Source organism: Amycolatopsis ponsaeliensis (assembly GCF_030182635.1).
In the GTDB taxonomy this organism is placed as follows: domain Bacteria; phylum Actinomycetota; class Actinomycetes; order Mycobacteriales; family Pseudonocardiaceae; genus Amycolatopsis; species Amycolatopsis ponsaeliensis.
Genome location: NZ_JAPZLD010000023.1, coordinates 140757 through 167422, shown reverse-complemented (window position 1 = coordinate 167422; position 26666 = coordinate 140757). Strand labels below are relative to the sequence as shown.

Sequence of the window (26666 nt, the reverse complement as noted above, 5' to 3'; positions counted from 1 at the left end):
GAGCGGGGTCGTGCCCCGGACCGCGCGGGTGACGGTGTCGCGCGTGATCGTCAGGTCCGTGCGGATCCGGGTGTCCAGGCCGTACCGGACGACGACCGGCGCGGACCCGGGCACCTTGCGGCTGCCGTCCCAGGTGCGGTCGCCGATGGCGTACGTCGCGTCCAGGAGGCCGCGGGCGTCCGGGCTGCCGTTCGGGAGCAGGCTGGCCCAGCACTGCGTGTCGTCCTGTTGCGAGTGGACGACCATGCCCGCCCGCGGATGCCACAGCATGCCCTGCGCGCCCCGGACGTAGGTCGACGGCCGCGTGCCCCAGAAACCCGCCAGGTAGAGCTGCGGGCGCCGGACGTAGACGTAGGTCTGGTTCAGCTCGTCGTCCCGGCGCTGGACGGCGAAGTCGGTCGAGCGCAGGTACGGCAGCTGCCGGATCGAGGCCTGCTTCTCGCCGTGCGACGGGAAAGCCTCACCGTAGGAGACGTGCGCGAGGATGCGCGGCGAAGTGTCCTGTTTGGCCGGACCGATCGCCGGGCCGGGCGTCTTCGCCCACTGCCGGCGCGTCTCGGCGCGGTCCTCGCGGGTGGTGAAGAACGCGGCCAGGTCCGGCACCTCCGGCACGAACAGCGAGGCGAGGTTGGTCCGGTCGGGATCCGGGATGACGTCGTCGTAGTAGGAGACGTGGGTACGGCTCGACGTCGCGACGTAGGTCAGCGAGCCCGAGCCGTCCGGTTCGCGGACGACGTTGTGGCCGAACCAGTCCGCGAACTTCCGGGCCATCCCGACGACCGTGCGGTTGCGGGTCAGCGCGTAGATCTCGGCGAGCTCCGGGAGCATCACCTCGAAGTTGTAGTTGACGTCCATCCCGGTCGGCTCGTAGAAGAACCCGGCCGGGCTCTGGCCGTTCGCCGCGAGGAACTCGATCCGGTCGTGCAGTTGCTTGGCCAGCGCGGCGTCCGGGTTCAGCTTGAGTGCCAGCTGGGACGACGACAGCCCGGACGTGTTCTGGTTGGCGTACTCGATGGGGTGCGCCCAGATCGGGTTGGCCGGGTCGAGGAACCACGTCATGCCTTGGTGCAGCGCGGCTTCCAGCTGCGTGCGCCGGGCGGGCAGCGCGTTGACCTGGCGGAGGTTGGCCAGCGTTTTGGCGAGGTAGCCCAGGCCGAACCCGGTGGCGGCCTTGGACTTCTCGGTGATCGAGTACTCCGGGAACGAGCCGTCGGCGTGCTGCAGGTTCAGGTAGTGCGCGATCGCCGCTTCGAGCCGGTTCCGCAGGGCGGGGTCCAGGTAGTACGGGTTCCACGGCCGCCGGTTCGCGTAGAACCAGCTCAGCGTGTAGACGTGCTCCTGGACGCGGGCGTTGTACGGCTCGCTCGGCGTCCGCCACCAGCCGCCACCGAAGAAGCCCAGGGTGGCGGGATCGGTGCTGACATCGTTGACAATGCCCGGCAAAATGGCGAGGTAGGGCGCGAAACGCTGCTCCGCGGGCGAGAAGAGCCGCCGGTTCGGCGCGCCGGGCGGCAGCGGGGCGAGCGGCGGGAACGGCCCCGCCGGCGGCGGCACGGCGGCCGACGCCGCCCGAGCGCCCGCCAAGCCGAGCAGTGCGGCGGCTGCGGCACCACCGAGGAATGTTCTGCGTTCGATCACGACTGCCTCCTAGCCTTTGAGGCCGCTCTGGGCGAGCCCTTCGACGAACTGGCGCTGCGCGATGATGAAGACGACCAGGACCGGCACGACCGTGGTGGTCGCGGCGGCGAGCTGGACGTTCCAGAGGTGACCGCCGTAGACGTCGACGTACTGCGTCAGCGCCACCGGCAGCGTGAACATGCTCTTGTCGGTCAGGTAGACCAGCGGTTCCAGGAAGAAGTTCCACGTGTTGAGGAACGTGAAGATGGCGACCGCGGCCAGCGCGGGCTTGGCGATCGGCAGTGCGACACGGCGGTAGAGCCCGAACCGCGAGAGCCCGTCGAGCCGCCCGGCCTCCTCGAGTTCGCCCGGGATCGTGATGAAGAACTGCCGCATCACGAACGTCGCCAGCACGCTCGGCGCGCCGAAGATCGGCACGACGATCAGCGGCCAGTGCGTGTTGGTCAGCCCGAGGTCGTCGACCAGCCGGAACAGCGGGATGATCGTGACCTCGCTCGGCACCATCAGCCCGATGAGGATCAGCCCGAACAGCTTCTCGCCGCGGAACCGGATGCGGGCGAACGCGTACCCGGCCAGCGAGGAGAAGAACATCGTGCCGAGCGTGACGAGCACGGCGATGTACAGGCTGTTGAAGTACTGCTGCGCCAACGGGAAGTCCGTGAACGCCGTCTTGTAGTTCTCCCACTGCGGCGATGCCGGGAACAGCTTCGGCGGGTACGCGAGCACCTCGTTGGCTGGCAGCAGCGACGCCGTGATCATCCACCAGGTGGGGAACACGAACGGCACGGCCAGCACGACCATCACGACGTAGCAGGCGATCTTGGCCCTACGACTCATGGAACACCCACCGCTTCCGCATCCGCCACTGCAGCAGCGTGAGCACGAGGATGACGAGGAACAGCACGACGGCCAGCGCGGAGCCGTAGCCGAGGTCGTGGTTGGCGAAAGCCTGCTGGTAGAAGTAGAACACCAGCACGTTGGTGCTGTCGGCGGGCCCGCCGAGGGTCAGCACCTGGATCTGCGCGAACACCTGCAGCGCGCCGGCGACGGTGATGATCGCCGTCAGCAACGTCGTCGGGCTGATCATCGGCAGGATCACCGAGCGGAACCGCCGCCACGGCCCGGCACCGTCCAATTGCGACGCCTCCATGATGGACGCCGGGATCCCTTGCAGCGCGGCCAGGAACAGCACCATGTTCAGCCCGACGTTCTTCAGCACCTGCACCACGATCACCGACAGCATCGCGGTGCCGTTGCCACGCAGCCAGTTCGGCCCGTCGATCCCGATGGTCTGCAGCAGCGAGTTGATCCCGCCGTTGTCCTGCAACAGGAAGTTCCACACGATCGTCCACGCGACGAGCGTGACGACCACCGGCGAGAAGAAGACCGTCCGGAACACCGTGGTGCCGCGCAGCTTCAGGTTGAGCAGCAACGCCAGCGAGAGCGCGAGCGCCAGGTTCAGCACGACCAGGCCGACGCAGAAGATCGCCGTGGCGCGGGCGACCTTCGGCGCGGTCGGGTCGTCGAAGAGCTTCGCGTAGTTGTCCGCGCCGGCGAACGCCGACGTGCCGGCCAGCAGGTTGACGTCCTGGAAGCTGTACCAGACCACCGCGGCGAGCGGCGCCACCACGAAGGCGAGGAAGCCGAGGGCCTGCGGGGCGATGAAGATCCACCCCGCGAGCTCCTCGCGCTTCTTCGAAGTCAGGGTCATTGGCTCAGCGCCGGGTCGATCGCCTGGCAGACACCGGCCAGCGCGGCGGGCACGTTCGCGTCCGGCTTCCACATCGGGTCCAAAGCGGACTGGACGAGCGACGCGATCCGCGCGCTCCCGGTGTGCGACGGCAGCACCGCGCCGGTCTTGATCCCGTTCACCACGACGTTCTGCAGCTGTTCCTGGCTGAACAGCGGGTTCGCCTTGGCGAGGGTCGCCGCGTTGAGCAGGCTGTCGCGGGCCGGCGGGAAGTACTGGCCGAGCTTCGCCGAGTTGGCCGGGTCGGTGAAGAACGCCAGGAAGTCCGCGGCGGCCTTGGCGTGCTTGCCCTTCACCGGCACGCCGATCCCGGCCTGCCCGATGACCTGCGCGTTCGCCTTCGGGCCGGCGGGCAGCGGGACGATGCCCCACTCGAACGGCTTGGCCTTCAGCAGCCCGGCGCGGCTGATCTGCGCGATGGTCAGGCCGCTCTCCCCGGCGAAGAAGTCCGCCGTCGTGCCCGGGCCGGGCAGTGCCTTGTCGGTGAAGATCGCCTGGTGCAGGAACGTCATCGCAGACGTCATCTCCGGTGTCGCGAACCCGCACGTCTTGCCGTCCGGGCCCCACGCGTCGGCGCCGAAGCCGCGCCACACCGAGGCGAGCAGCACCCACTGCTTGTACTCGAACTCGCGGATGACCAGGCCGGCCTTGCCGGTGTCCTTCGCGGCGACCTGGGTGGCGATCTGCTTGGCCGCGTCCCAGGTCCACCGTCCACTCGCGAGCAGCTGGTCCGGGGTCTCGGTGATCCCGGCCTGGGTGAGCAGGTTCTTGTTGTAGAACATGCCGAACGGCGACGTCGAGAACGGGTAGGCGTACAGGCCGCTGTCCTTGGTCCACAGCTTCGTCGCGGACGGCACCAGCTCGCCGGCGTTGTAGCCGGCGGCAGCGTCCAAAGTGGGCTTCAGGTTCGTGAGCGCACCGGACTGGACGAAGTCGGGCGCGTCGCGTTCGAGGATCCACGCCAGGTCGGGCGGGTTGCCGCCGGAGAGCTGGGTGGTGAGCGCGGCCGAGTAGGCGCTGGTGTCCCCCGGGACGACGTCGAACTTGACCGACGCGACCTCCGGGTGGGCCTTGCGGTACTCGGCGGCGATGGAGTCGAAGAGGGCGAGCTGGTTCTTGTCGGTCGTCCAGACCGTCATGCGCAGCGCGATGTTCGTGTCGTCGCCGGCGCCGCCGGAGCAGGCGGTCGAAGCCAGTGCGACGGCGGACAGGGCCGCGGCGGCGAGCAACCGGGTTCTGCGGTAGGCCACGATGCCTCCTGGTTATTCGAATTAGCAGCGACCGTAAGCGTCGCTTGCGGGGCTGTCAACCGGCGCTACCGCCGGTCAGTGGATGTGCGCCGATCAGTGAATGTGCACAGTGGAGGGTTTCGCCGTGGTGGCGCCCTCGTGGAACGAACACGGCAGCAGCAGCTGCCGGGGCTTGGGGTCCTTCAGCAACCCGACGAGCACGCGCACGGCGTGCCCGCCCATTTCGTGACGCGGGATGCGGAACATCGACCAGTCCGTGGCGGTGCTCGGCACGGCGTGCGCGTGCGGCTGCTGCGACGGGTCGGCGTCGCCCAGCACCACGATCGACAGGTCGCCGGGCACGTCCAGGCCGAGGTCGTGCGCGCACGCGAGGATGGCGTCGGCCATCGCCGAGCTCTCGACGAGCAACGCCGTGACGCCTTCGTCGAGCACCTGCCGCAGCGCGAGCGCCGGGTCCTCTTCGAGGAACACCAGCGGCGGACGGCGTCTCTTGCGCGCCGCGGCTTCGTACCCGCTGCGGCGATCGAGCGTCGGCTCGTTCTCCTCGGTCACGCTGAGCAGGCCGATCCGCCGGTGCCCGAGGGTCCACAGCCGCTCGTGGACCTCACGGGTGGCCGCGACGTAGTCCGCGCCGACGTAGCTGATCGGCCCGGTCGGCGACTCGCGGCGCCCGACGAACACGAACGGGAACTGCTCCTCGACGAGCTGCGCGAGCTCCTGCGGGTCGTTGTGGCGACCGAGGAGGATCGAGCCGTCGGCGATGCGCAGCCGGTTCGTGCCCTGGTCGTAGATGCGGCGGCGCCCGTCGCGGCGGCCACCGCTGGTGAACAGCAGCAGGTCGAAGCCCTGGGCCTCGGCTTCCTCCTCGATGCCGAGCAGGAACGGCCGGTAGAAGTCGGCCACCCCGGACGGGAACACCGACTCGTAGGTGAAGACGCCGAGGATCTGGTTGGTCCCGCCGCGCAGCCGGCGGCCCATGATGTCCACGGTGTACCCGGTTTCGCGGAGCACCTGCTGCACGCGGTCGCGGGTCTCGGGGGTGATGCGCAGGCTGTCGGAGCCGTTCAGCACCATCGAGACGACGGCCTGCGAGACGCCGGCCAGGCGCGCCACCTGGGCCTGCGTGACCCGGCCCGAACCCGCCGTCATCCGTGACTCCCTCCGCGACTCCGTCAGACCTTACCGGCGGCACGGTCAGTACCCCCGCACTTCCGGCCACCGGCGTTCCACCCCGGCGGCGTCCAGTACGCGGGCGAAGTCGTCGAAGAGGCGTGTGTCGGTCTTGACGTCCCGCGGCTCGACGTCCTCGCTGATGGCGAACGCGGCGAGCAGCCCGGCGACCTCGCCGATGTTCCACTCCACCGGGTGCAGCCGGAAGCAGCCGTTGGTGATGTGCGTGGTGCCGATGTTCTTGCCGGCGGGCAGCAGGTTCGCCGTCCGGACGGGCAGCAGTGCGCCGAGCGGGATCTCGTACGGCACGCTCGCGACGTCGATGTAGTTGTCCCCGCCGGTCGACGGGTGCAGGTCGATCCGGTAGCTCCCGACCCCGACGGCGTCCTCGCGGCGGACCCGGCCGTCGACGCCGAGGATTTCGGCCGAGACGTCGTGCTCGGTGACGGTCGTGACGGCCTTGATGCGCCGGGCTTCCCGTACGTACGCCGATTTCGCGAGGCCGTCCTCCGTGTCGGTGACGTCGGGCCGGAGCTTGAGGCCGGGGAAGCCGGTGCCGCCGTCCGCGCGGGGTGCTTCGGTCTGCAGCCAGTACAGGACGGACAGGCTCAGCTGCTTGGCTTCGTGGTGAGCTGTTGCCACGTCCGCTTCGGTGGTGTGGCCGGGGATCGTGAGGGCGGGCTTGAGCCAGTAGTCGTTGAGCGGCCAGTTGACGAGCGTGATGTCGGAGTCGAAGGCGCCGTCGGTGTGCAGGTTGCGGGCGAGGATGCGGCGGAAGGCCCACAGTTCCTTGTCACCGGCGTCGGCGCTCTGGTCGGCGCTCACGGCGAGCGGGTCACCGGGTGGGTTCGGGACGAAGGTGCGTTTGACGGGCTCGAGCGTCCGGGGGTCGGGCGCGACGAAACCGAGCAGCGGGCCGGGCCAGAAGTCCGGCTGGTAGTCGCGCCAGAAGCCGTACATCTCCGGCTTGTAGATGACGTGGTTTTCGCCTTCGTGGTGGGAAACCGCGAAGCAGTAGGTGATGCCCTGGAGGTTCGCCGGGTCGGCTTTTGCGGGGGCGTGCGGCTCGCCGTGGTCCGCGTGGGATTCGGCGCCGGTGACGTGCTCGGTGCCGGTGAGCGGCAGGAGGTCGCCGTTCTCGGTGGCGTCGAGGACGTACTGGGCGTTGACGGTGACTTTGCCTTCGCCGCTTTCGAGGACCACGGCGTCGACGCGGTCGCCGGTGGTGTGCGCTTCGACCGGGCGGTGGTGGCGCAGGACGTGGATCCGCCCGGCGCTGACGTGCGGCGCGAGCATCGCTTCGATGACGGCCAGGGCCACGCGGGGTTCGCCGCAGAGCTTGCTGACCCGCCCCGCGCCCGGGTTCAGCTCCGGGCGCTTCGCGGCTTCGGCGCGGAGCGGGTAGTGACGGCGGTAGTGGTCGCGGATGCCCGCGCGCAGGTCGCGGTAGGTGCGGGTGGAGCCGAACCGCTCGATCCAGGGGTTCTCGTCCGGCGGCACGGCCTGGGCGGTGAGCTGCCCGCCGAGCCAGCCGGTCTCCTCGGTGAGCACGACCCGCCGGCCGTGGGACGCCGCGGCCAGCGCGGCGGCGACCCCGCCGAGTCCCCCGCCGACCACCAGAATCTCCGTGTCCAGTTCCCTCATGAAGCCTTCCCCGGCGCTGATAATTCGAATTACTACGCGGGTATGGTGCGCTCGCCAAGCGACGGACGTCAAGACCCAGAACCAGACAAGCCGCGTGATCAGAAGGTCGACACGCGTGTCTGAAGGGTCGACACGCGTGATTAGCGGGTCGACACGGCGCGGGTCCGGGGCGCGCGGCGTGTCGACCCTTCAATCACGCGTGTCGACTCCCCAATCACGCGTGTCGACCCCTCCGTCACGGGTTACAGGGGGATGCCTGAGTAGTTGTCGGCCAGTTCCGTGGCCGCGGACACCGAACTCACCGTGCGGCGGAGCTGGGAGAGCTGGAGCTGGGCGTCGAAGTCGTCGCCGTGGCGGTGCAGCATCGACGTCATCCACCACGAGAAGTGCGTGCACCGCCAGACCCGCTGCAACGCCGTCTCCGAGTACGCGTCAGCAAGCGAGTCGTCGCCCCGGAACGACGCCGTCAACGCGCGTGCCAGCAGCGCCACGTCGGCCACCGCCAAGTTCAGCCCCTTCGCCCCCGTCGGCGGCACGATGTGCGCCGCATCCCCGGCCAGGTAAAGGTTTCCGTGCCGCATCGGCGTCGCCACGAAGCTCCGCATCGGCAGCACGCTCTTCTCCGTGATCGCGCCCGTCTGCAACGTCCAGCCGGAGAACGCAAGCCGGGTGGACAGCGCCGTCCAGATCCGGTCGTCGCTCCACTGCTCGATGTCCTCGTCCGGCGCCACCTGCAGGTAGAACCGGCTCACCCGCGGCGAGCGCATGCTGTGCATCGCGAAGCCGTCCGGGTGCCACGCGTAGACCAGCTCGTCCGCCGACGGCGCGACGTCGGCCAGCACCCCCAGCCACGCGAACGGGTAAGCCCGCTCCCAGACCCGCGCGTCCGGAATGGACAGCCGGCTCGGCCCGTGGAACCCGTCGCAGCCGACGACCACGTCCGCGTCGATCCGCCGCGCCGCACCGTCGGCGTCCACAAAGGTCACGGACGGCGAGTCCGCCACGTCGTGCAGGGTGACGTCCGACGCCGAGTAGTACGCCGGGCGGCCCGCCTTCTCCCGCGCCACCATGAGGTCCTTGGTGATCTCGGTCTGCCCGTAGATCGTCACCGACCGGCCGACGAGATCGACGAAGTCCAGGTGGTGCCGCTCGCCGGGCCACTGCAGGTGGATGCCGCGGTGCTCCATGCCTTCGGCGTCGAGCCGGTCGCCGAGACCCACCGCACGCAGCAGATCGACCGTGCCCGCCTCGAGCATGCCCGCGCGGATGCGCGCCTGGACGTACTCGGGGGTCTGCCGTTCGAGCAGCACCGAGTCGATGCCTTCGAGGCCGAGCAGGTGGGACAGCAGCAGCCCGGCCGGGCCGGCGCCGACGATGACGACCTGGGTGCGCACGGCAACGTCCTTTCACGCGGAGAGCCCGAGCATGGGCCACCCACCGCGGCGCCCACTACGACATTCTCATTCAGTGAGAGAGCGTCCGCGAGATTCCGCGCGCCGCCGCGCGCAACGCCGGGATCTGCATCCGCGCGGAGTCGTCGTTGGGCACGATCACCGACAGCGCCGCGACGACGTCGCCACCGCGTCCCCGCAGCGGAACGGCGATCCCCGTGGTCTCTTCGTCGATGAAACCCGCGCAGTACGCGTAGCCGTCCCGCCGCACGTCGGCGAGGAAACGCCGCAGGCGCGCCGGGTCGGTCAGCGTGGTCCGGCGGAACGCGCCGAGCGGACCGGCCAGCACCTGTTCCTGCAGGTCGGCGGGTGCGTGGGCGAGCAGCACGAGCCCGGACGACGACGCGTGCAACGGCAGCCGCCCGGCCACCCGCGTCACGTTGACGACCGCGCCGGGCGCCGAAAGCCGCTCGACGAACAGCACCTCGTGGTCTTCCAGCACGGCGAGCTGCGTGTGGTGCCCGACGACGGCGTGCAGGTCCTCCATGAACGGCATCGCCGCCTCGCGCAGCCCCAACGTCGGGGAAGCGCGCGAAGCCAGCTCCCACAACCGGACGCCCACCCGGACCCTCCGATCGGTGTCGCGCAGCAGCCAGCCGTGCCCGACCAGCTCCTCGATCAGCCGCGACGCCGTCGCGACGTGCAGCCCGGCCCGCCGCGCGACGTCGGTGACGCGCAACGCGGGCGCGTCCGGTTCGAACGTCTCGAAGATCCGGACGACGCGCGTCAGCACGGAGTCTCGTTTCGCCACGTCAGGCAGTGTGCCCCGGCTCGCGCGGCGGGGCACACCGCCCGGCATCACGGCAGCGAGTTCAGGAACGGCTCGTGGCTGTTCTGGAACTCCCAGTTGTAGTACTTGTCCCAGTTGATCGACCACGTCATCAGCCCGCGCAGCGCCGGCGACGTCCCGCCGCGCAGCGTGTACGAGCCGCAGCCGCTGCCCTTGACCAGGCAGTTCACCGCCGTCTGGACGTCCGCGGGTGACGTGTAGCCGTTGCCGGCACTGACCGCCGCCGGCAGCCCGACCGCGATCTGGTCCGGCCGCAGCCCTGGGAAGAACTGCCCGGTGTTCGCGACGCTGAAGCCGGCCTTGAGCATGTCGGTCATCGCGATGTGGAACTCCGCGCCGCCCATGTTGTGGTACTGGTTGTCCAGGCCCATGACCGGGCCGGAGTTGTAGTCCTGGACGTGCAGCACGGTGAGCGAGTCCCGCAGCGCGTGGATCACCGGCAGGTAGGCGCCGGTCCGCGCGTCGCCGGCGCCCGAGCCGCCGTAGAACTGGTAGCCGACCTGCACGAAGAACGTCTCCGGCGCCATGGTGAGCACGAAGCCCGAGCCGTACTTGGCCTTGAGCGACTTCAGCGCGGAGATCAGGTTGACGATCACCGGCGTGGTCGGGTTGCGGAAGTCGGTGTCGCCGGCGTTGAGCGAGAGCGAGTGACCCTCGAAGTCGACGTCGAGGCCGTTGAGGCCGTACTTGTCGATGATCGCCGAGACGGAGCTGACGAACTTGTCGCGCGCGGCGGCGGTGGTCAGCTGGACCTGGCCGTTCTGGCCGCCGATGGAGATGAGGACCTTCTTGCCCTGCGCCTGCTTGGCCTTGATGGCGGCGGTGAAGTCCGCGTCGCTCTCGACGTTCGGGCATTCGGTGGCGGGGCACCGGTTGAAGCGGATGTCCCCGGAGGTGACGGACGTCGGTTCGCCGAACGCGAGGTCGATGATGTCCCAGGCGGCGGGGACGTCGGCCATCCTGATGTAGCCGGAGCCGTTGGCGAAGCTGGCGTGCTGGTAGCCGATCAGCGCGTGCTTCGGCAGGCCGGTGTCGACGCAGCCGGTGGTGGTGGCGCTGGTGGTCGAGCTCTTCGGTGATTCACCGGCGCTGTTGTAGGCGACGACGGCGTAGCTGTGCGTCGAGCAGGCGGCCAGGCCGCTGATGGTGGCGCTGGTCCCGGTGACGGTCGCGACGGCGGTGCTGCCTTCGTAGACGCGGTACCCGGTGACGGTCCCGGCGGCGGCACCCCAGCTGAGGGCGATGGAGGAGTTCGTGACGCCGCCGGTGGCCGGGGTGCCGGGCGCACCGGGAGTCCCAGGGGTGCTGCCGCCGGGGCCGTCGAGGACGACGTCGTCGGCGTAGTAGGTGCCGGCGCCGTACCAGCCGTGGAGGTAGAGCTGGGCGGAGGTCTGGTTGCCGGTGGTGAAGGTGAGGGAGAGCTGGTTGTAGGCGCTCGCGTTGCCGGACCAGGTCGAGGCGCCGCCGGTGATGCCGAGGTAGACGGGGTTCCCGCGCACCCAGGCGGAGACGGTGTAGGTGGTGTTCGGCTGAACGGACACGGTCTGCGAGCACTGGGCGTAGTCGGCGCCGACGGGGGTGCCGGCGAGGGCGTACCCGCCGCCGTGCACGGGAGTGCTGACGGTGGTCGCGTTGGCGCAGGTCCAGCCGGAGAGGGAGCCGGCTTCGAAACCGGGGTTGGCGAGGAGGTTGGCCGCTTCGGCGGGACCGGCCGCGAGACCGGAGAGCGCCAGTACGAAGGCGGCGAGGGTTGCGGACAGTCTGGAACGCCTCATCGGGTCCTCCAGTCGGGGAGTTACCGATATTGTCTAGACCAATATGTAAAATGTCCAGACCAGCTGAGGGTGACGCCCCGCCCGGCGGCGCCGGCTCGCCCCGCCGCTCTTCCTGCGCCGGCCACGGGCACCTGCGAGTCCGGCGAGCGTCTTGAATGAGTCATTCAAGACCTCCGAAGACCTGAATGACTCATTCAAGACACCGCCGATGGGAGCCGCCCGACCTCGCGCCCGCCGAAGCACTCGCAGGGTGCACCGCAGCGCGGTCGCTCAGCACCCCACCAGCAGCTTCGCCACCACCCGCGTCCGCACCGCGCGGGCCCGGTCGATCACCTGCACGCTGCTCCACCCCACCGGCACCCGCGAAGCCAGCAGCTCCTCCCGCCACTTCCCCGCCCGCCGGACGTGCCGGGCGAACGACCGCGGCCGCACGATCCGCCCGCGGCTGCGCTGGCCCGCGAGTGCCTCCGAAGCCGTCGCGTCCAGGAACAGCAACCGCACCGGCCGGCCGCTCACCACCCCCACCAGCGCCAGCATCGCGCGCGTCGAAGCCCGCGTCGACGGCTCGTGGACCACGATCGGCCCCGCCGCCAGCGCCCGCCGGACCACTCGGGCGCGGTGCCACGCGTGGACCACCGGCCGGTAGCACCGGTACGGCAAGGGCACCGCCGTCAGCCGGGCGCGGACCTGGTCGGAGTCCAGCACCACCAGGCCGGGCGCGGCGTGCTCGAGCATCGTCGTCTTGCCCGCGCCGGGCAGGCCCGCCACCACGAGCAGGTCGCGGGGCCCGAGCTCGATCACCGTGGGCTCGCTCATGCCCCGTCAACGCCCCGCCGAAGGTAATGGTTCCTTTACCTTCAACTCACGGAGAGTGATCAAGACCAGGGCTGACTCGACCGTGCGGCCGGCGCCACCCGGAGAGACGCCCCGATGTCACCTCGCGTGCCCGGCGTCACCCACTCGCTTGAAAACCCATGCACGCCAAGGCATTCGTCGTCCCGGAACCGCTTCGGGTGAAGATCGTCCGCATCCCTTCCCGGCGTCCGGATTTTCCCTATCTTCTGGAAGGGACGCACCGCTAGAACAGGGGAAATCGCCATGACCCAGTCGCTGGAACTCCCGGTCCAGGAATTCTGTCTCGATTGGACGCTCACGGGCGACGACGGTGGCCGGGTCGGGGTCACGCTCTCCGGGCAGGTCTCCCTGCTCGACAACAACCGGTTCTACAAGATCGACGGCGTCGTCTACGTCACCGAGGGTGACGCCGACATCCGAGCGGTCGGGAACCCGTGCCTGTCCGTGCGGCGCAACGGCGTCGAGAAGACCGGACGGCAGTGGGGCTGGGAGATGTGTTCGGCCCGCAAGCGCCTCGGCGCGCTGAACACGATGGAGGGCTACTTCGTCCGCACGGGCTACTGGGCACCGGCCGACCGCGCCATCCAGCTGAGCCTCTGCGCCGAAACCGGGTGGAGCCGGCGCAAGAGCTACAGCCCGCACGTCACCGTCCGGATGGTCGACTGACCACTGTGGACGCCCGGCGCCGCGCCGCCGCGACCACGAGCCCGGCCGCGACAGCGCCCGCCACCGCGCACCCGGCGCCGAAGCCAGGGGCCGGTTCGTGCACGCGCAGCACCGAAACGCACAGCCACGCGACGGCACCGAACAGCAGGCCCAGCACCGGCCCGCCGACCAGCGCGCCGCGCCACCGGTGACCGTTGCGGATCGTCCGCAGCCCGGACTCGAGGTAGGCGAGCGCGAACAGCGCCAGGATGAGACTGCCCGCGCCCATCGCGCTGGCCAGCGGGTGCTGGCTGGTGCGCAGCGTGAACGTCTGCGTGACCGGCCCGGTCCGCACCGTCGCCGTGACCGCGCCGCCGACGACCCACCGCGCGATCGCCGGCAGGGTGAGCTGCGCGGTGAAGCCGTTGCCCGCCGGTTTCGCGTCGGTCTCGGCCGAGCCGAGCGGGATCCCGGCCGCGGACAGCGTGAGCGCGACGGGGCCCGGGTTGCCGGTGCCGGCCAGCGTCAGGGGCTTGCTGAGGTCCACCTCGACCGGCGTCGTGACGGGCTCGCTGCCGAGCAGCAACGTCGGCGACGCCTGGTGCGGCAGCTGCTCCGGGTTGAGCAGCGCGAGGACGACCAGCACGACCGCGGCCGCCGCCGCGGCCAGCCGCAGCCACAGGACCGCGGCCTTCGAGCCGGACGCCGTGGCCTGCGGACCGGAACCGTCGTCCGCCCAGCCGGAGCCCGGACCGCCGGTCACCGGGCCGGAACCCGTGTCGAGCGACCCGCTCGGCGCGACCAGCGTCGCGTTCGGCCCCGGCGGCCGCTGGACCGGCCGCGTCCGGGCCTCCCCCGGCGGCGCCGGCGCGGTGGGCGAGTTGAGCCCGGCGATCACCCGCGGCGTCAGGTGCAGCACCGGCACCCCGGACCGCTCGAGCCAGCCCGGTCCGTAGACGGCGGTCGCGGCCGCGGCCAGGTCGGCCGCGAAGGACTCCGCCTCGCGATAACGCGAATCGAGTTCACGCGCGAGGCTGCGCATGATCACGCCGGCGATCGGCATCGGGACGCCCGCGATCGGCCGCGGGTCGGTGAACATGTGCTGGCGCATCATGCTGATCGCGCCGCGCGTGTTGTCGAACGGCAGCTGCCGGGACAGCAGCTCGTAGAGCACCGTGCCGGTCGCGTAGACGTCGGCCGCCGGGCTCAGCGCGTTGCCCATCGCCTGCTCGGGCGCGATGTACGCCGGGGTGCCGAGGATTTCGCCCCCGTGCGTGACGAGCGTGGCGCCCTCGCTGATCACCCGCGCGATGCCGAAGTCCGCCACCTTGACCACGCCCTGCAGGTTGAACAGCAGGTTCCGCGGCTTGACGTCGAGGTGCAGCACGCCGGCCCGGTGCGCCGCGTGCAGCCCGGCGAGCGTCGCCAGGCCGATCGCGCACGCCTGCTCGCCGCTGACGCCGCCGCCGTGGAACCGGCTGTGCACGGTGCCGCCGTCGAGCCGTTCCATCACCAGCAGGTGTTCGCGGCCGGTGCGGACGTAGTCGTACACCGGCACGATGTGCGGGTGGTCCAGGCTGGCCAGCACGCGGGCCTCGCGGTCGAACAGCTCACTGGTCGTGGTGTGGTTGAGCACGTCCCAGGGCAGCTGCTTGATCGCGACGCTGCGCCCGAGCGTCCGGTGCGTCCCGGCGAAGACGACGCCCATGCCGCCTTCGCCGATCTCGGCGCCGATGTCGTACTGCGGGAGGGCGGCGACCAGCTCGGCCGGTGCGCTCATCGGGTGAATTCCTGGGAGGGCGGGATAGCCATCCGGACGGTGGTGTCGCTGCTGGGCGTGTCACTGCCCGTGTCGGCCCGCGGCGGCGCAGGGTGCGGCGTGAGATAGCCGAGCAGGAACGCGATCGCCGCGGCGCCCAGCACCACCGGGATCTCGATCGCCGGCTCCGGCGGGACCAGCCGCAGGACGGACAGCGTGATCACCGCGACCAGCCCGGTGCCGAACCCGGCGGGCAGGAACCGCAGGCCGCGGCGCCAGCGGTTGGGCGCCAGCCGGTGCCGGGCGAGCGCGAGCAGCGCGGCCAGCCAGGCCAGGACGGTGAGCACGAGCATCGCCAGGCCGAAGACGCCGTAGACCGACCAGAAGGAGCCGCGGACGTCGGCGACCGTCGTCGCCTCGCCGAGCGTGGCACGCTGGGCGTCGAGCAGCTCGACCGACGACGGCAGCAGCCCGGTCGCCTGTCCGGCGAGGTCGCCGAGGTCCAGTACGAACGTCCGGGTGATCGACCCCCGCGCCGGCACTTCGAACGGCGCGGTCGTGTCGTAGGCGAAAAAGGTGAGGGCGAGCGCGACGCCGGAGAGCCGCACGCTGCGGACCTTCACCGGGGCGGCGCCGGAGTTGGTGGCCACGACCTGCAGCTCGACCTGCTTGGCGGGGTCGATCGGGACCGTGGCGTCGGCGATCGGCCGCCGGTCGATCGACACCTGCACGCCGAGCGAGCCGGACCCGGCCGGCGCTGCCTGCGCCGACGCCGGCAGCGCGCCGAGCAGCACCCCGCACAAACCCAACGCAACCCCCGCCGCGATGACACGTCCCATTGGGCATCCCCTACTTGCGTTATCCGACTGGTCCGGAATGCTACAGCGAGCACACACCGGGGAGGGACGTCCCAATGCGATTCGTGGTTCGGCTGTTTTTCGGCGCCGTGGCCGGAGCGATACTTCTGCTCGCGGTCGCAGGTAACGCCAATGCACAGGTTCCTCCTTCGGTTGGTTTGAAACCGTCGAGTGGGCCGGCGGGCAGCTCGTTCACCATTTCCTGGAACGGTTTCCCGACGTGCCGGATCATCAATTTCTTCTGGGCGGGTACGTCCCTCGGCTCCAAGGTGGCCCCGGCGACCAGTGGGCAGTTCCCGACAGCTGTGCCCGCGAGCGCGAAGCCGGGCTCGTACACGGTGACCGCGACCTGCACGAGCCAGAAACAAACCGCCAGCGGCACCTTCGTCGTCACCGGAGTCACCACGACCACTCCTCCGCCGCCGACGACGACCACGCCGCCAGTCGTGACCACGCGCCCGTCCAAGCCCAGCATCACCACGACCCCGCCTTCGACCACGACCACCCCGCCGACCACCACGAGCACGCCGCCGACGTCCACCACGCCGACCACCCCCGGCACCCCGGCCACCACCAGCACCGAGCCCAAGCCGGGTGAGCTGGTGCTCGACCGGCCGAGCGTGCAGCCCGGCGACGAGCTGTCGGCGTCCGGGAAGGGCTGCGAGCCGAGCCGGATGGTCACCCTGACCTCCGACGGGATGGAGGTCGGCTCCGCCTACGCGGACAGCTCCGGCGCCTTCACCGCGCCGGTCGAGTTCACGCGGATCGAGGCGGGGCGGCACACCGTCATCGCCGAGTGCGGGGTGCGGCTGACCGGCGCGGTCGACCAGGTCGTGACGCGGTCGTCCGGCGGGCAGACCGGGACGCTGGTCATCCTCGTGTTCTTCGTGCTCGCGGGCATCACGGCGATCCGCTTCCGCTGACCCCCGGTTGACATGCAGCCTTTCGGCTGCCTATCGTGCATAGGCAGCCGATTGGCTGCATGTTTGAAGGAAGGCGCGATGGACGAGGTGTTCAAGGCGCTGGCCGACCCCAGCCGCCGTCAGCTGCTGGACGTGCTCAACGAGCGCAATGGCCAGACCCTGCGCGAACTGTGCGCGGGGCTGGACATGGCCCGCCAGTCGGTGAGCAAGCACCTGGCCGTGCTCGAGGCGGCCGGCCTGGTCACGACGACCTGGCGCGGCCGCGAAAAGCTGCACCACCTCGACGCCGCGCCGATCAACGCGATCGCCGAGCGCTGGATGACCCGCTTCGACCGGCAGCGGGCCGGCGCGCTGGCCGATCTGAAACGAGCCCTGGAGTCCGAACCCATGAACGAATTCGCGTACACCACCCATATCAGCACGACCCCGGAAAAGCTCTGGCAAGCGCTTACCGAACCGGCGTTCACCCGGCAGTACTGGGGTGTCGCCTTCGAAACCGACTGGAAAAAGGGATCGCCGATGGTCTGGGTAGAAAGCGGCGCGAAAACGAGCCATCCCGACCAGGTCGTCCTCGAATCGGACCCGTACCGCCGTCTTTCCTACACCTGGCACACGTTCACCGAAGAATGGGCGAAGGGAAACGGAATCGACGCCGAAACGTTGGCGAAACTGCAGCGGGAAGGCCGCTCGAAGGTCAGCTTCACGCTCGAACCGCACGGGGAAACCGTGAAGCTGACGGTGCTGCACGACGGTTTCGAGCCCGGCAGCACGGTCATGGCGATGTGCAGCGAGGGCTGGCCCGCGCTGCTCTCGAGCCTGAAGACGCTGCTGGAGACCGGGTCGCCGCTGCCCGGAGCGTAACCAACCGGACGAACCTTCCCAACCAGACAGATCTGGCACACGAAATCGTCTGATTTCTCCCCCTTTCGTGGGCGCCGGGCTGAAGTCCCGGTGAATTCCCTCCTCTCGACGGCATCCGATGCGGTTTTTCGGGCGATAGGCTCGCATAATCCGTGACCGGTGATGGTCCGATCGAGTGACGGGAGAGTGTGCGTGCCGGGGTCAGTGCGTAGCCGCTGGATCGTGGCGGCCGTGGTCGTGGCCGTCGCGGCGGGAGCCGTCGTGGCGTTCTGGCCGGACAGCGCTGCCGCGGGCGACCCGGAGATCGCGGTGTCGCGCTCGGCGTGCGGCACCGGCTGGTCGGACCCGAAGCCCGGGCCGCAGACGTTCCGCCTGCACAACACCGGGTCGGTGACCGCCGAGGTCGACCTGATCGACCCGGCGACCGGGGTGATCTACGGCGAGGTCGAGGGCCTCGGCGCGGCGACCACCCGGCCGCTGCAGGTCAACCTCGGCAACGGCAGCTACGCGTTCCGCTGCCTGCCGGAGGACGCGGGCGCGATCGTCGGGCCGGCGGTGCAGGTCAGCGGCGGGGCCGAGCGGACCGGGCCGGGTGTCGCGCCGGTGACGCACAACGACCTGCTCGGGCCGCTCAAGGCCTACCAGCAGCACGTCACGACGGGTCTCGGCGAGCTGGTCGCGAACACGGGCGCGCTGAAGAACGCGATCCACGGCGGCGACCGTTCGGTGAGCGAGGCGGCCTGGCTGACGGCCCACCTGACGTACGAGCGGCTGGGCGCGGCGTACGACGCGTTCGGCGATTCCGACGGCGCGCTCAACGGCACCGCCGACGGCCTCCCGAACGGCACGTCGGACGAGGGTTTCACCGGCTTCCACCGCCTCGAGCAGGGCCTGTGGCACAACGAGGACCTGGGCGCGCTCGGGGCGGTGGCCGACCGGCTGGACACGGACGCCCGCGCACTGCAGGCGTCGTTCGCCGACAGCCAGGTCGACGGCAACGACCTGGCCCTGCGCGCGCACGAGATCATGGAGAACACGCTGCAGTTCGAACTGACGGGCCGCACGGACTACGGCAGCGCAACCAACCTGGCCACGGCTCGCGCCAACCTCGACGGAACCCGCGCGGTGCTGGACGTCCTCCGCCCGCTGCTGGCGCCGAGGTACCCGGATTTGTCCAAGGTGGACAGCTGGCTGAACCGCACTCAGACCACTTTGGACGCGGCCCACCGGCCGGACGGCAGCTGGACGCCGCTGGCGCAGCTGCCGTTGAAGGAGAGGCAGAAGCTGAACGCGGACGTGAGCGAGTTGACGGAGCTGCTGGCCCCGATCGCGGCGATCGCCGAGCCGAGGAGGGTCTCGTGACCGACCAGCCTCGCTGTCCCGTGCCGCACCCGGCCCAGCAGCCCACCACCGGCCTCCCCCGGCGTTCCTTCCTGCGCCGGGCCGCGATGGGCGCCGGCCTCACCGTCGCCGCCGGGGCCGGGCTCGGGGCTTCCTCCGCCGTCACCGAGGGCACCTCCCCCGTTGCCTTCCACGGCGCCACCCAAGCCGCCATCCTGCGGACCCCGCCCACTCAAACCATCGTCGCCTCCTTCGATGTCGTCGCCGAGTCGAAGGCCGAGCTCACCGATCTCTTCCGTGCGATCACCGAGCGGGCGCGGTTCCTCACCGGTGGCGGCGCGCCCGCCGCGCTCGGGATCAGCGCGCCGCCCGCCGACTCCGGTGTTCTCGGGCCCGTTGTGCCCGGTGGGGACCTGGGCGTGATCCTCGGCGCCGGTGCGTCGCTGTTCGACGACCGGTACGGCCTCGCGAAACTCAAGCCCGCCAAGCTGAAGCCGATGACGACGTTCGCGAACGACGCCCTCGACCCCGCCCAGTGCCACGGCGACCTCAGCCTCACGCTGTCCGCGAACTCCACCGACACCGTCCTGCACGCGCTGCGCGACATCGCCCGCGCGACCCGTGGCGGCATGCAGCTGCGCTGGAAGCTCAACGGCTTCAGCTCCCCGCCGCGCCCGGCCGGGACCCCGCGGAACCTGATGGGTTTCAAGGACGGCACCGCCAACCCGGAAGAAGCCGACTTCGACCGTCTCGTGTGGACGTCCGCACCAAGCGAACCCGCGTGGGCGGCGGGCGGCAGCTACCAGGTCGTCCGGCTGATCCGGATGCTGGTCGAGTTCTGGGACCGGGTCTCGCTGGCCGAGCAGGAGAACATGTTCGGCCGCCGCCGCGACACCGGCGCCCCGCTCGACGGTACCGAGGAGACCGACGTCCCCCGCTACGCCGACGACCCCGTCGGCACCGTGATCCCGCTGACCAGCCACATCCGGAAAGCCAACCCGCGCACGCCGGAAACCGACGCCAGCCGGATCCTGCGCCGCGCGGTGAACTACGACCGCGGTATCGACAGCAACGGCAACCTCGACATGGGCCTGATCTTCGTCTGCTACCAGCAGGACCTGGAACGCCAGTTCGAGGCGGTCCAGACGCGGCTGGCCGACGAACCCCTGACCGACTACATCTCCCCGTTCGGCGGCGGCTACTTCTTCGCGCTGCCGGGCGTCACCGGGCCGGACGACCACTTCGGCCGCTCTTTGCTCGCCTGACCGGCGAACCCACCACGAAAGGAATCCACTGTGGACACGAGAATCCGCCGCCGGCGACGCGGCCTGCTCGGCGCCGGGGCCCTCGCCTCGGTCGCCGTGCTGGCCGTCGTCACCGGTTCCGCGGCGAGCACCGCGGAAGCCCAGCCGCTGAACCTGTTCCCCGCGCACTGGATCCCGACCTCGACGCCGATCAAGCACGTCGTGGTCATCTTCGGCGAGAACATCTCGTTCGACCACTACTTCGGCACCTACCCGAACGCGGCCAACACGGACGGCACCCCGTTCCAGGCCGCGCGCAACACCCCGAAGGTCAACGGCCTGGACCACAAGCTGCTGACGAACAACCCCAACGCGTACGACCCGAAGCGGCTCACGCACGAGCAGGCGATGACCTGCGACCAGAACCACAACTACGGCGCCGAGCAGGCCGCCTTCAACGGCGGCAAGATGGACAAGTTCGTCGAGAAGACCGAGACGGACAAGTGCACCGGCCAGCCCGTGCTGTTCGGCGAGCCCGGCCTGGTGATGGACTACTACGACGGCAACACCGTCACCGGCATGTGGAACTACGCGCAGCACTACGCGCTGAACGACAACTCGTTCAACACGGTGTTCGGCCCGTCCAGCCCGGGCGCGATCGACCTGATCTCGGGCAACACCCACGGCGTCCAGGCGGTCGACCCGGTGACGCACGAGCCGGTCAGCGACGCCTACGCCGTGCAGTCGCCGGACGCGAACGGCATCGGCACGATGATCAACGACCCGGACCCGGCGTGGGACGACTGCTCGGACAAGAACCACACGAGCAAGGACAACCTGGCCACGATGCACGGCCGCAACGTCGGTGACCTGCTCAACCAGCGCCACGTGACGTGGGGCTGGTTCCAGGGCGGCTTCCGCCCCACCGGCGAAGCCGGCGGTTACGCGGTCTGCGGTGCGACGCACACCAACGTCGGCGGCAACGCGGCGGTGGACTACAGCCCGCACCACGAGCCGTTCCAGTACTACCCGTCGACGGCGAACCCGAAGCACCTGCCGCCGTCGTCGGTGCAGGCGATCGGCCAGACCGACCGCGCGAACCACCAGTACGACACCTCGGACTTCGACGACGCGCTGCGCGCCGGCTCGATGCCCGCGGTGAGCTTCCTGAAGGCCCCGGAGTACCAGGACGGCCACGCGGGGTACTCGGACCCGCTGGACGAGCAGCAGTTCGTGGTCAGCGAGATCAACAAGATCCAGCAGTCCCCGGACTGGAAGTCGACGGCCATCGTCCTGGCCTACGACGACTCGGACGGCTGGTACGACCACCAGGCGTCGAAGGTGATCAACGGTTCCCACGACGCGGCGCAGGACCAGGCGGTGTGCACGGGCAAGCCGACGACGGCAGGCACGTACGCGGACCGCTGCGGTTACGGCCCCCGGCTGCCGCTGCTGGTGATTTCGCCGTACAGCAAGGTGAACCACGTCGACCACTCGCTGACGGATCAGACCTCGGTGCTGAAGTTCATCGAGGACAACTGGTTCGCCGGCCGAATCGGCGACTCGTCGTTCGACTCCCGCGCGGGGTCGATGAACGGGATGTTCGATTTCTGGTGGCCTGAGGCGAAGAAGGTCACGCTCGACCCGAAGACCGGTGCCGTGGTGCACAGCTAGTCCACAGTGGAGCGCGGGCCCGTGGCGACTCCGCCACGGGCCCGTTCCTTCGCGAGGCTCAGTTCAGATGCCGGGCCAGGAAACCCTCGTCGACGCCGATCCAGCGGATGCGGCGGTGATCGCCCGGGTTGGCGTGCAACGTCTTCTCTTCGGTGGCGAAGGCGTCGAACAACGCGAAGCACGACTGCCGGTCGACGTGCTCGTCGTCCCACGGGAGCAGGAACTGGACCGGCACGGTGATCCGCCGCGCCGCCTCGAGCAGCTCTTCGTAGACGAAGAACCCGCCGCCGAAAACGGCCGCGGAGATGCGCGGATCGGCCGCCGTCAACGGGATCCCGATCGCGGTGCCCAGCGAGATGCCGCCGCCGTAACCGATCGGGGCATCGCGGCCGATTTCGGGCAGCCGCTGGAGGGCGTCCAGCGTGGCCCGCCATTCGGGGACGGCCCGCTCCGCCAGGGAGAGGGCGTAGTCGACGCTGACCGACCGGAACCGTTCCCGGTCGCCCGTCGCGTGTGCCTGCCGGAAGCCGGCGCGGACCCGCTCGTCTTCGGCCGTGCGCGGCCGGTCGCCGTGCCCGGGAGCGTCGATGGCCACGACGGAGAAGCCCTGACGGGTCACGGCGTCGCGGGCCCGGGCCGCGAGGGCCGGCGTCTTCTTGTGCAGGCCGCCGCCGTGGCCCATCAGCACCACGGGCGCGTGTTCAGGGCCGGAGGCGGGTGACCAGAGGACACCGGGGACGTCGCCGACGGTGAAGCCGCGCTCGACGACGCCGTCCGAGCTCGTCTCGGACGTGAAAAGCAGAGGATCCATGGAAATGCCTTTCGGAAGTGCCGGAAACGGCGCTCCCGAGGCCTATCGCCCGACCATGACGGCGAGGGGGAGCACCCACGTACGTACTGCGTTCACGGGTCTCACCTCCTCGGGTGGGTCACGGCCGACGCCACGCTACCAGCCGGACGCCGGGTCGCCTCACCATTTTCCGCTCACGACGGGTGCACCGGCGCCAGGTCCCAGGCCAGCGTCACCACGGTCCCCGCTTCGCCGGACGAGATGTCCGCCCGGTCGGCGCTCGCCCGCAGCAGCGTCAACCCGCGCCCCCGCACCGAAACCGGGCGGGGGTCCACCACCGGGGTCCGCCACTTGCCGTGGTCCTTGATGACCACCTCGATCCGGTCGCGGTGCACCGAAGCGTCGAGGTCGACCACGCCGGACCCCGCCCCCTCGTACGCGTGGTCGGCGACGTTGGCCAGTGCCTCGTAGCTCGCCAGCACGATGTCCTGCGCCCGGCCCGCGTCGACGCCCACCGAGAGGACCCACGCCGTCAGGTCGTGCCGGAGCCGCCGCAGGTCCTGGGGCACCGCCTGCACGCCGTGGCAGCGGAACGGCCCCGGGGGTTCGTCCATCGGCAGTCGCCTTTCCGCGCCCGTCACTTGCGCAGCGCTTCGTCGACCGTCGCGTGGATGCCGATCCACGTGTCGAGACCGGTGGTCTTCAGCGGCCCCGACGTCACCGGCGAGTCGCTCACCACCCGCAGCGCCCGCTCGGGCAGTCGCCGGTGCGCGGCCGCGAGCACCTGCAGGCCCGCCGAGCAGAAGAACGTCACCGCGCGCAGGTCGACCACCAGCGTCCGCGGTTCGCCGGCCAGCACGACGTCGACGACTTCCTCGAACTCCGGCGCGCTCAGCAGGTCGATCTCCCCCGCCACGCACAGGACCGCGGCCGTGTCCCGCCAGTCGAGCGTGACCGCCAGCTCGACGGCGGGGAGATCCCGGGATGAAGAGGTCACGGCCCTTTATGGTGCCCCAATCTCCGCCGCCCCGCCATCGACGCCTTTCAGCGGCGCGGCAGCTTCACGACCGTGACCCAGAATTCGTCGATCTTCCGGACCACCTCGACGAACTTCTCGAAGTCGACCGGCTTGGTGACGTAGGCGTTGGCGTGCAGGTCATAGCTGCGCACGATGTCCTCGTCCGCTTCGGACGTCGTCAGCACGACCACCGGGATCGTGCGCAGGTCCGGGTCCTGCTTGATCTCGCCGAGCACCTCCCGGCCGTCCTTGCGGGGGAGGTTGAGGTCGAGCAGGATCAGGTCCGGCCGGGGCGCCTGCCCGAAGCGCCCCTTCCGCTTCAGGAACTCGAGCGCCTCGACGCCGTCGCTCGCGATGTGCAGCGCGTTGCGGATCTTGTGGTGCTCGAAGGCCTCGCGCGTCATCAGCACGTCGCCGGGGTCGTCCTCGACGAGCAGGATGTCGATCGGCTCGTGCGCCTGCGTCATGCGTCCCCCTCGTCCCCGGCGACCGGGATGGTGAAGCGGAACGTGGTGTCGTCCGCCTCGGTGTCGAGCCAGATCCGGCCACCGTGGTACTCGACGATCCGGCGGCACAGGGCCAGGCCGATGCCGGTGCCCGGGTACGCGCTGCGGGTGTGCAGCCGCTGGAACAGCGCGAAGACCCGTTCGGCGTACTCCCCGTCGATGCCGATCCCGTTGTCCGACACCGAGAAGACCCAGTCCTCGCCGTCGCGGTCCGCGCTGACCCGCACCTCCGGCGGCGTCTCGCCCTTGAACTTCAGGGCGTTGCCGATCAGGTTCTGGAACACGGCCGTCATCAGCGCCGGCTCGACGCGCACCTCGGGCAGCTCGCCGTGCTCGACCTTGCCGGCGCTCAGCGAAAGCGCCACCTCCAGGTTCGCGACCGCGTCGTCGACCAGCCTGCCCGCCTCGACCACGACGTGCTCGCCCGGCTTGCGCCCGACCCGCGAGAACGCCAGGAGGTCGTTGATCAGGACCTGCATCCGCTTCGCGCCGTCGACGGCGTACTCGATGTACTGCTCACCGCGCTCGTCGAGCAGGCCCTGGTAGCGCTTCTGCAGCAGCTGGCAGAAGCTCGCCACCTTCCGCAGCGGTTCCTGCAGGTCGTGCGAAGCGACGTAGGCGAACTGCTCCAGGTCGGCGTTCGACCGCTCCAGCTCGCGGGTCCGGCGGTCCAGCATCGCGTGCGCCCGCTCGAGCTCGGCGACCTCGTCGAGGATGCGCTGCCGCATGGCCTCGACGTCGGCGCCGAGCTGGGCGATCTCGCGCGGTCCGTTCCCGTTCACCGGCCGGTGGACGTCCTGGTCGGCGACGTGGCGGACCTCGTCCGCCAGCCGCAGGATCGGCCGGGTGATGACCCGCCGCAGGCCGAGGAACAGGACCACGAACAGCAGCACCACCAGTACCGCGACGGCGATGAGCATCGCGGTCAGGAAGCTCGCCGCGCTGTCGAGGTCGGCGCGGCCCTCGTTGCGCAGCGTCGCCAAGTGCGCGGCCTGCGCGTCGAGGGCGCCGCGGACCGCGTCGAACTGGGTCCGGCTGCGGTCGGCCTGCGCCGGGGTGACCGGGGGCGCGGCCGGGGTGATGGTGGGCGCGATCGTCGCCTGCCAGGTCGACGCGGCCCGCTGGACGCGGTCGAGGTCGTCGCCGATCTGCGTGCCCGGCGTGGCCCCGAGCCGCCGCAGCTGGGTGACGGCGTCGGCCTGCGACCGGACGCCGTCGGTGTACGGGGTGAGGAAGTCCGGCTGCCGGCCGAGCTGGTAACCGCGGACGCCGGTCTCCTGGTTCAGCAGGGCCGTCGACAGCTGGATGGCGGCGAGCCGCTGGGCGCCGATGACGTCGAGCAGGCGGTTGCGGGCGTCGGTGAGGTTGTTCATCGCCATCCCGCCGCCGGCCAGCGCCGCGAGCAGCAGCACCGCCTCGGTCACGGCGAGCAGGGTGAGCCAGCGGCGGATCGTCCAGCCGCGTGCTTCAGCGCTCATCGAACCTGCTTCCCCGGGTCGTGACTGAGCAGAGCGAGGGCGACGTCGTCGTCGAGCGGGCCGGAGTTGAGCCGCTCGGCGCGGGCGATCAGCTCGTCGAGCAGGTCGGTGCCGGCCAGGCCGGCCTGGTGCTGGATGTCGAGGACGATCGCGGCCATCCGCTCGTGGCCGAGCCGTTCCGACCCGGCGCCGACGCGGCCTTCGAACACGCCGTCGGTGTAGAGCAGCAGCGACCAGCCCGGTTCCAGCGGCACGTCGAGGGCCTCCCACTTCGTGCCTTCGACGACGCCGAGCGGGACGCCGAGGTGCTTGCCGGAGAGCAGGTGCCCGTCGCCCGGGGTGAGCAGCAGCGGCGGCAGGTGCCCGGCCAGCGACAGGCGCAGGGATCTTCGGTCCGGTGCGACGACGACCATGCAGACGGTGGCGAACAGCGGCTCGATCCGCTCGTGCACCAGCACCCGCTCGACCATGCTCAGCACGTCGGCCATCGGCAGGCCGGCCATCACGAGCGAGCGCCACGCGATCCGCAGCGCGACGCCGAGCGCGGCCTCGTCCGGGCCGTGGCCGCAGACGTCGCCGATCATCATGTGCACGGTGCCGTCGGAGAGCTCGATCGCGTCGTAGAAGTCGCCGCCCAGCAGGGATCCGTTGCGGCCCGGGCGGTAGCGGGAGGCGAGCTCGAGGTGCGGGTCGCGCAGCAGCGGGACGGGCAGCAGGCCGCGTTCGAGCCGGGCGTTCTCGCGGGCGAGCAGCTGCTGCTGCAGGAACTGCTGCTCGACCTGCTCGGCGCGCTTGCGTTCCCGGGCGAAGCGCAGCGCCTTCACCAGCAGCGGCCCGTCCACCTGGTCCTTGACGAGGTAGTCCTGGGCGCCGGCGGCGACCGCGGCGACGCCGGTGGCCTGGTCGTGCCCGCCGGTCAGGACGACGATCGCGACGCCGGGCGCGTGCTGGCCCAGCTTGGTCAGGCCGCTCAGGCCCATGGCGTCGGGCAGCTGCAGGTCGAGGATTACGCAGTCGGCGGTGAGGGGGCCGGCCAGCGCGGCGGCGAGCGTTTCGACGCGTTCGAGCGAGAACGGCACGGCGGTGTCCGCCAGCATCTCCTCGACCAGCAGCGCGTCGCCGTCGTCGTCCTCCACCAGCAGCACGCGCAGACGGGTGCCGGAGTCCCACGATGAGTCGTGCGCGGCGGTCACCGGCTTCTCCCGTTCGGCTGCTCGTGAGCCAGCACATCCAGACGATCACCCTAG

The 26666-nt window shown here is 70.5% G+C and carries 24 protein-coding genes; 6 read left to right on the top strand and 18 right to left on the bottom strand.

Annotated features, from left to right (window positions below):
* Positions 1-1647: 1647 nt before the first annotated feature.
* From QQ657_RS31240 to QQ657_RS31200, 9 genes are all read right to left on the bottom strand, one after another.
* The gene (locus QQ657_RS31240) at positions 1648-2475 is read right to left on the bottom strand and encodes a carbohydrate ABC transporter permease (RefSeq protein WP_284745845.1); all 828 of its coding nucleotides are present in this window, start codon (positions 2473-2475) and stop codon (positions 1648-1650) included.
* Positions 2465-3349 carry a carbohydrate ABC transporter permease gene (locus QQ657_RS31235; RefSeq protein ID WP_284745844.1) on the bottom strand — a complete coding sequence of 295 codons (885 nt, stop codon included), beginning with the start codon at positions 3347-3349 and terminating at the stop codon, positions 2465-2467. Before QQ657_RS31235 ends, QQ657_RS31240 begins: the two co-directional genes overlap by 11 nt.
* Entirely contained in the window at positions 3346-4638 is a 1293-nt protein-coding gene (locus QQ657_RS31230; protein ID WP_284745843.1) for an ABC transporter substrate-binding protein, read from the bottom strand. Before QQ657_RS31230 ends, QQ657_RS31235 begins: the two co-directional genes overlap by 4 nt.
* Before the next feature lie 93 nt (positions 4639-4731).
* Positions 4732-5787, bottom strand: coding sequence for a LacI family DNA-binding transcriptional regulator (locus QQ657_RS31225; RefSeq protein WP_284745842.1), 1056 nt, complete (start codon positions 5785-5787; stop codon positions 4732-4734).
* A 45-nt stretch (positions 5788-5832) separates the two neighbouring features.
* Positions 5833-7452, bottom strand: a complete 1620-nt coding sequence (locus QQ657_RS31220) for an FAD-dependent oxidoreductase (protein WP_284745841.1) — start codon at positions 7450-7452, stop codon at positions 5833-5835.
* A gap of 242 nt (positions 7453-7694) precedes the next feature.
* Positions 7695-8846 carry a 4-hydroxybenzoate 3-monooxygenase gene (locus QQ657_RS31215; protein ID WP_284745840.1) on the bottom strand — a complete coding sequence of 384 codons (1152 nt, stop codon included), beginning with the start codon at positions 8844-8846 and terminating at the stop codon, positions 7695-7697.
* Between the two features lie 70 nt (positions 8847-8916).
* Positions 8917-9702, bottom strand: coding sequence for an IclR family transcriptional regulator (locus QQ657_RS31210; RefSeq protein WP_284745839.1), 786 nt, complete (start codon positions 9700-9702; stop codon positions 8917-8919).
* Positions 9702-11468, bottom strand: coding sequence for a chitinase (locus QQ657_RS31205; protein ID WP_284745838.1), 1767 nt, complete (start codon positions 11466-11468; stop codon positions 9702-9704). Before QQ657_RS31205 ends, QQ657_RS31210 begins: the two co-directional genes overlap by 1 nt.
* A 270-nt stretch (positions 11469-11738) precedes the next feature.
* Positions 11739-12284 carry an AAA family ATPase gene (locus QQ657_RS31200; RefSeq protein WP_284745837.1) on the bottom strand — a complete coding sequence of 182 codons (546 nt, stop codon included), beginning with the start codon at positions 12282-12284 and terminating at the stop codon, positions 11739-11741.
* Between the two features lie 282 nt (positions 12285-12566).
* On the opposite strand from QQ657_RS31200, the gene QQ657_RS31195 reads away from it, so the two are divergent.
* Positions 12567-12989 (top strand): hypothetical protein, encoded by a 423-nt coding sequence (locus QQ657_RS31195; protein WP_284745836.1) that lies wholly within the window; start codon positions 12567-12569, stop codon positions 12987-12989.
* Here QQ657_RS31195 and QQ657_RS31190 read toward each other — a convergent pair.
* From QQ657_RS31190 to QQ657_RS31180, 3 genes are read right to left on the bottom strand one after another with little or no spacing between them, the layout of a single operon-like run.
* Entirely contained in the window at positions 12967-14748 is a 1782-nt protein-coding gene (locus QQ657_RS31190; protein WP_284745835.1) for a serine/threonine-protein kinase, read from the bottom strand. The genes QQ657_RS31195 and QQ657_RS31190 overlap by 23 nt on opposite strands.
* Positions 14745-15566 carry a hypothetical protein gene (locus tag QQ657_RS31185; RefSeq protein ID WP_284745834.1) on the bottom strand — a complete coding sequence of 274 codons (822 nt, stop codon included), beginning with the start codon at positions 15564-15566 and terminating at the stop codon, positions 14745-14747. The genes QQ657_RS31190 and QQ657_RS31185 overlap by 4 nt, the downstream gene beginning before the upstream one ends.
* A gap of 40 nt (positions 15567-15606) precedes the next feature.
* On the bottom strand, positions 15607-16173 hold the full coding sequence (locus QQ657_RS31180) for a hypothetical protein (protein WP_284745833.1): 567 nt from the start codon (positions 16171-16173) through the stop codon (positions 15607-15609).
* 13 nt (positions 16174-16186) lie between these two features.
* Between QQ657_RS31180 and QQ657_RS31175 the strand changes: the two genes are divergently transcribed.
* From QQ657_RS31175 to QQ657_RS31155, 5 genes are all read left to right on the top strand, one after another.
* Positions 16187-16507, top strand: coding sequence for a hypothetical protein (locus QQ657_RS31175; protein ID WP_284745832.1), 321 nt, complete (start codon positions 16187-16189; stop codon positions 16505-16507).
* A 78-nt stretch (positions 16508-16585) separates the two neighbouring features.
* The gene (locus QQ657_RS31170) at positions 16586-17368 is read left to right on the top strand and encodes an ArsR/SmtB family transcription factor (RefSeq protein WP_284745858.1); all 783 of its coding nucleotides are present in this window, start codon (positions 16586-16588) and stop codon (positions 17366-17368) included.
* A gap of 204 nt (positions 17369-17572) precedes the next feature.
* Positions 17573-18730, top strand: a complete 1158-nt coding sequence (locus QQ657_RS31165) for an EfeM/EfeO family lipoprotein (RefSeq protein WP_350310714.1) — start codon at positions 17573-17575, stop codon at positions 18728-18730.
* A gap of 86 nt (positions 18731-18816) precedes the next feature.
* A complete protein-coding gene (locus QQ657_RS31160; protein ID WP_284745857.1) occupies positions 18817-19974 on the top strand; it encodes a Dyp-type peroxidase in 1158 nt (385 codons plus the stop codon).
* A gap of 30 nt (positions 19975-20004) precedes the next feature.
* Positions 20005-21627 (top strand): phospholipase C, encoded by a 1623-nt coding sequence (locus QQ657_RS31155; protein WP_284745830.1) that lies wholly within the window; start codon positions 20005-20007, stop codon positions 21625-21627.
* A 58-nt stretch (positions 21628-21685) separates the two neighbouring features.
* On the opposite strand, the gene QQ657_RS31150 is transcribed toward QQ657_RS31155, so the two are convergent.
* From QQ657_RS31150 to QQ657_RS31125, 6 genes are all read right to left on the bottom strand, one after another.
* Positions 21686-22438 carry a dienelactone hydrolase family protein gene (locus QQ657_RS31150; protein WP_284745829.1) on the bottom strand — a complete coding sequence of 251 codons (753 nt, stop codon included), beginning with the start codon at positions 22436-22438 and terminating at the stop codon, positions 21686-21688.
* 173 nt (positions 22439-22611) lie between these two features.
* The gene (locus QQ657_RS31145) at positions 22612-23031 is read right to left on the bottom strand and encodes an ATP-binding protein (protein WP_284745828.1); all 420 of its coding nucleotides are present in this window, start codon (positions 23029-23031) and stop codon (positions 22612-22614) included.
* A 23-nt stretch (positions 23032-23054) separates the two neighbouring features.
* Positions 23055-23414, bottom strand: a complete 360-nt coding sequence (locus tag QQ657_RS31140) for an STAS domain-containing protein (protein WP_284745827.1) — start codon at positions 23412-23414, stop codon at positions 23055-23057.
* 47 nt (positions 23415-23461) lie between these two features.
* Positions 23462-23902, bottom strand: coding sequence for a response regulator (locus tag QQ657_RS31135; RefSeq protein WP_284745826.1), 441 nt, complete (start codon positions 23900-23902; stop codon positions 23462-23464).
* Positions 23899-25419, bottom strand: coding sequence for a sensor histidine kinase (locus QQ657_RS31130; RefSeq protein WP_284745825.1), 1521 nt, complete (start codon positions 25417-25419; stop codon positions 23899-23901). The genes QQ657_RS31135 and QQ657_RS31130 overlap by 4 nt, the downstream gene beginning before the upstream one ends.
* The gene (locus QQ657_RS31125) at positions 25416-26612 is read right to left on the bottom strand and encodes a PP2C family protein-serine/threonine phosphatase (protein ID WP_284745824.1); all 1197 of its coding nucleotides are present in this window, start codon (positions 26610-26612) and stop codon (positions 25416-25418) included. The genes QQ657_RS31130 and QQ657_RS31125 overlap by 4 nt, the downstream gene beginning before the upstream one ends.
* Positions 26613-26666: the final 54 nt, after the last annotated feature.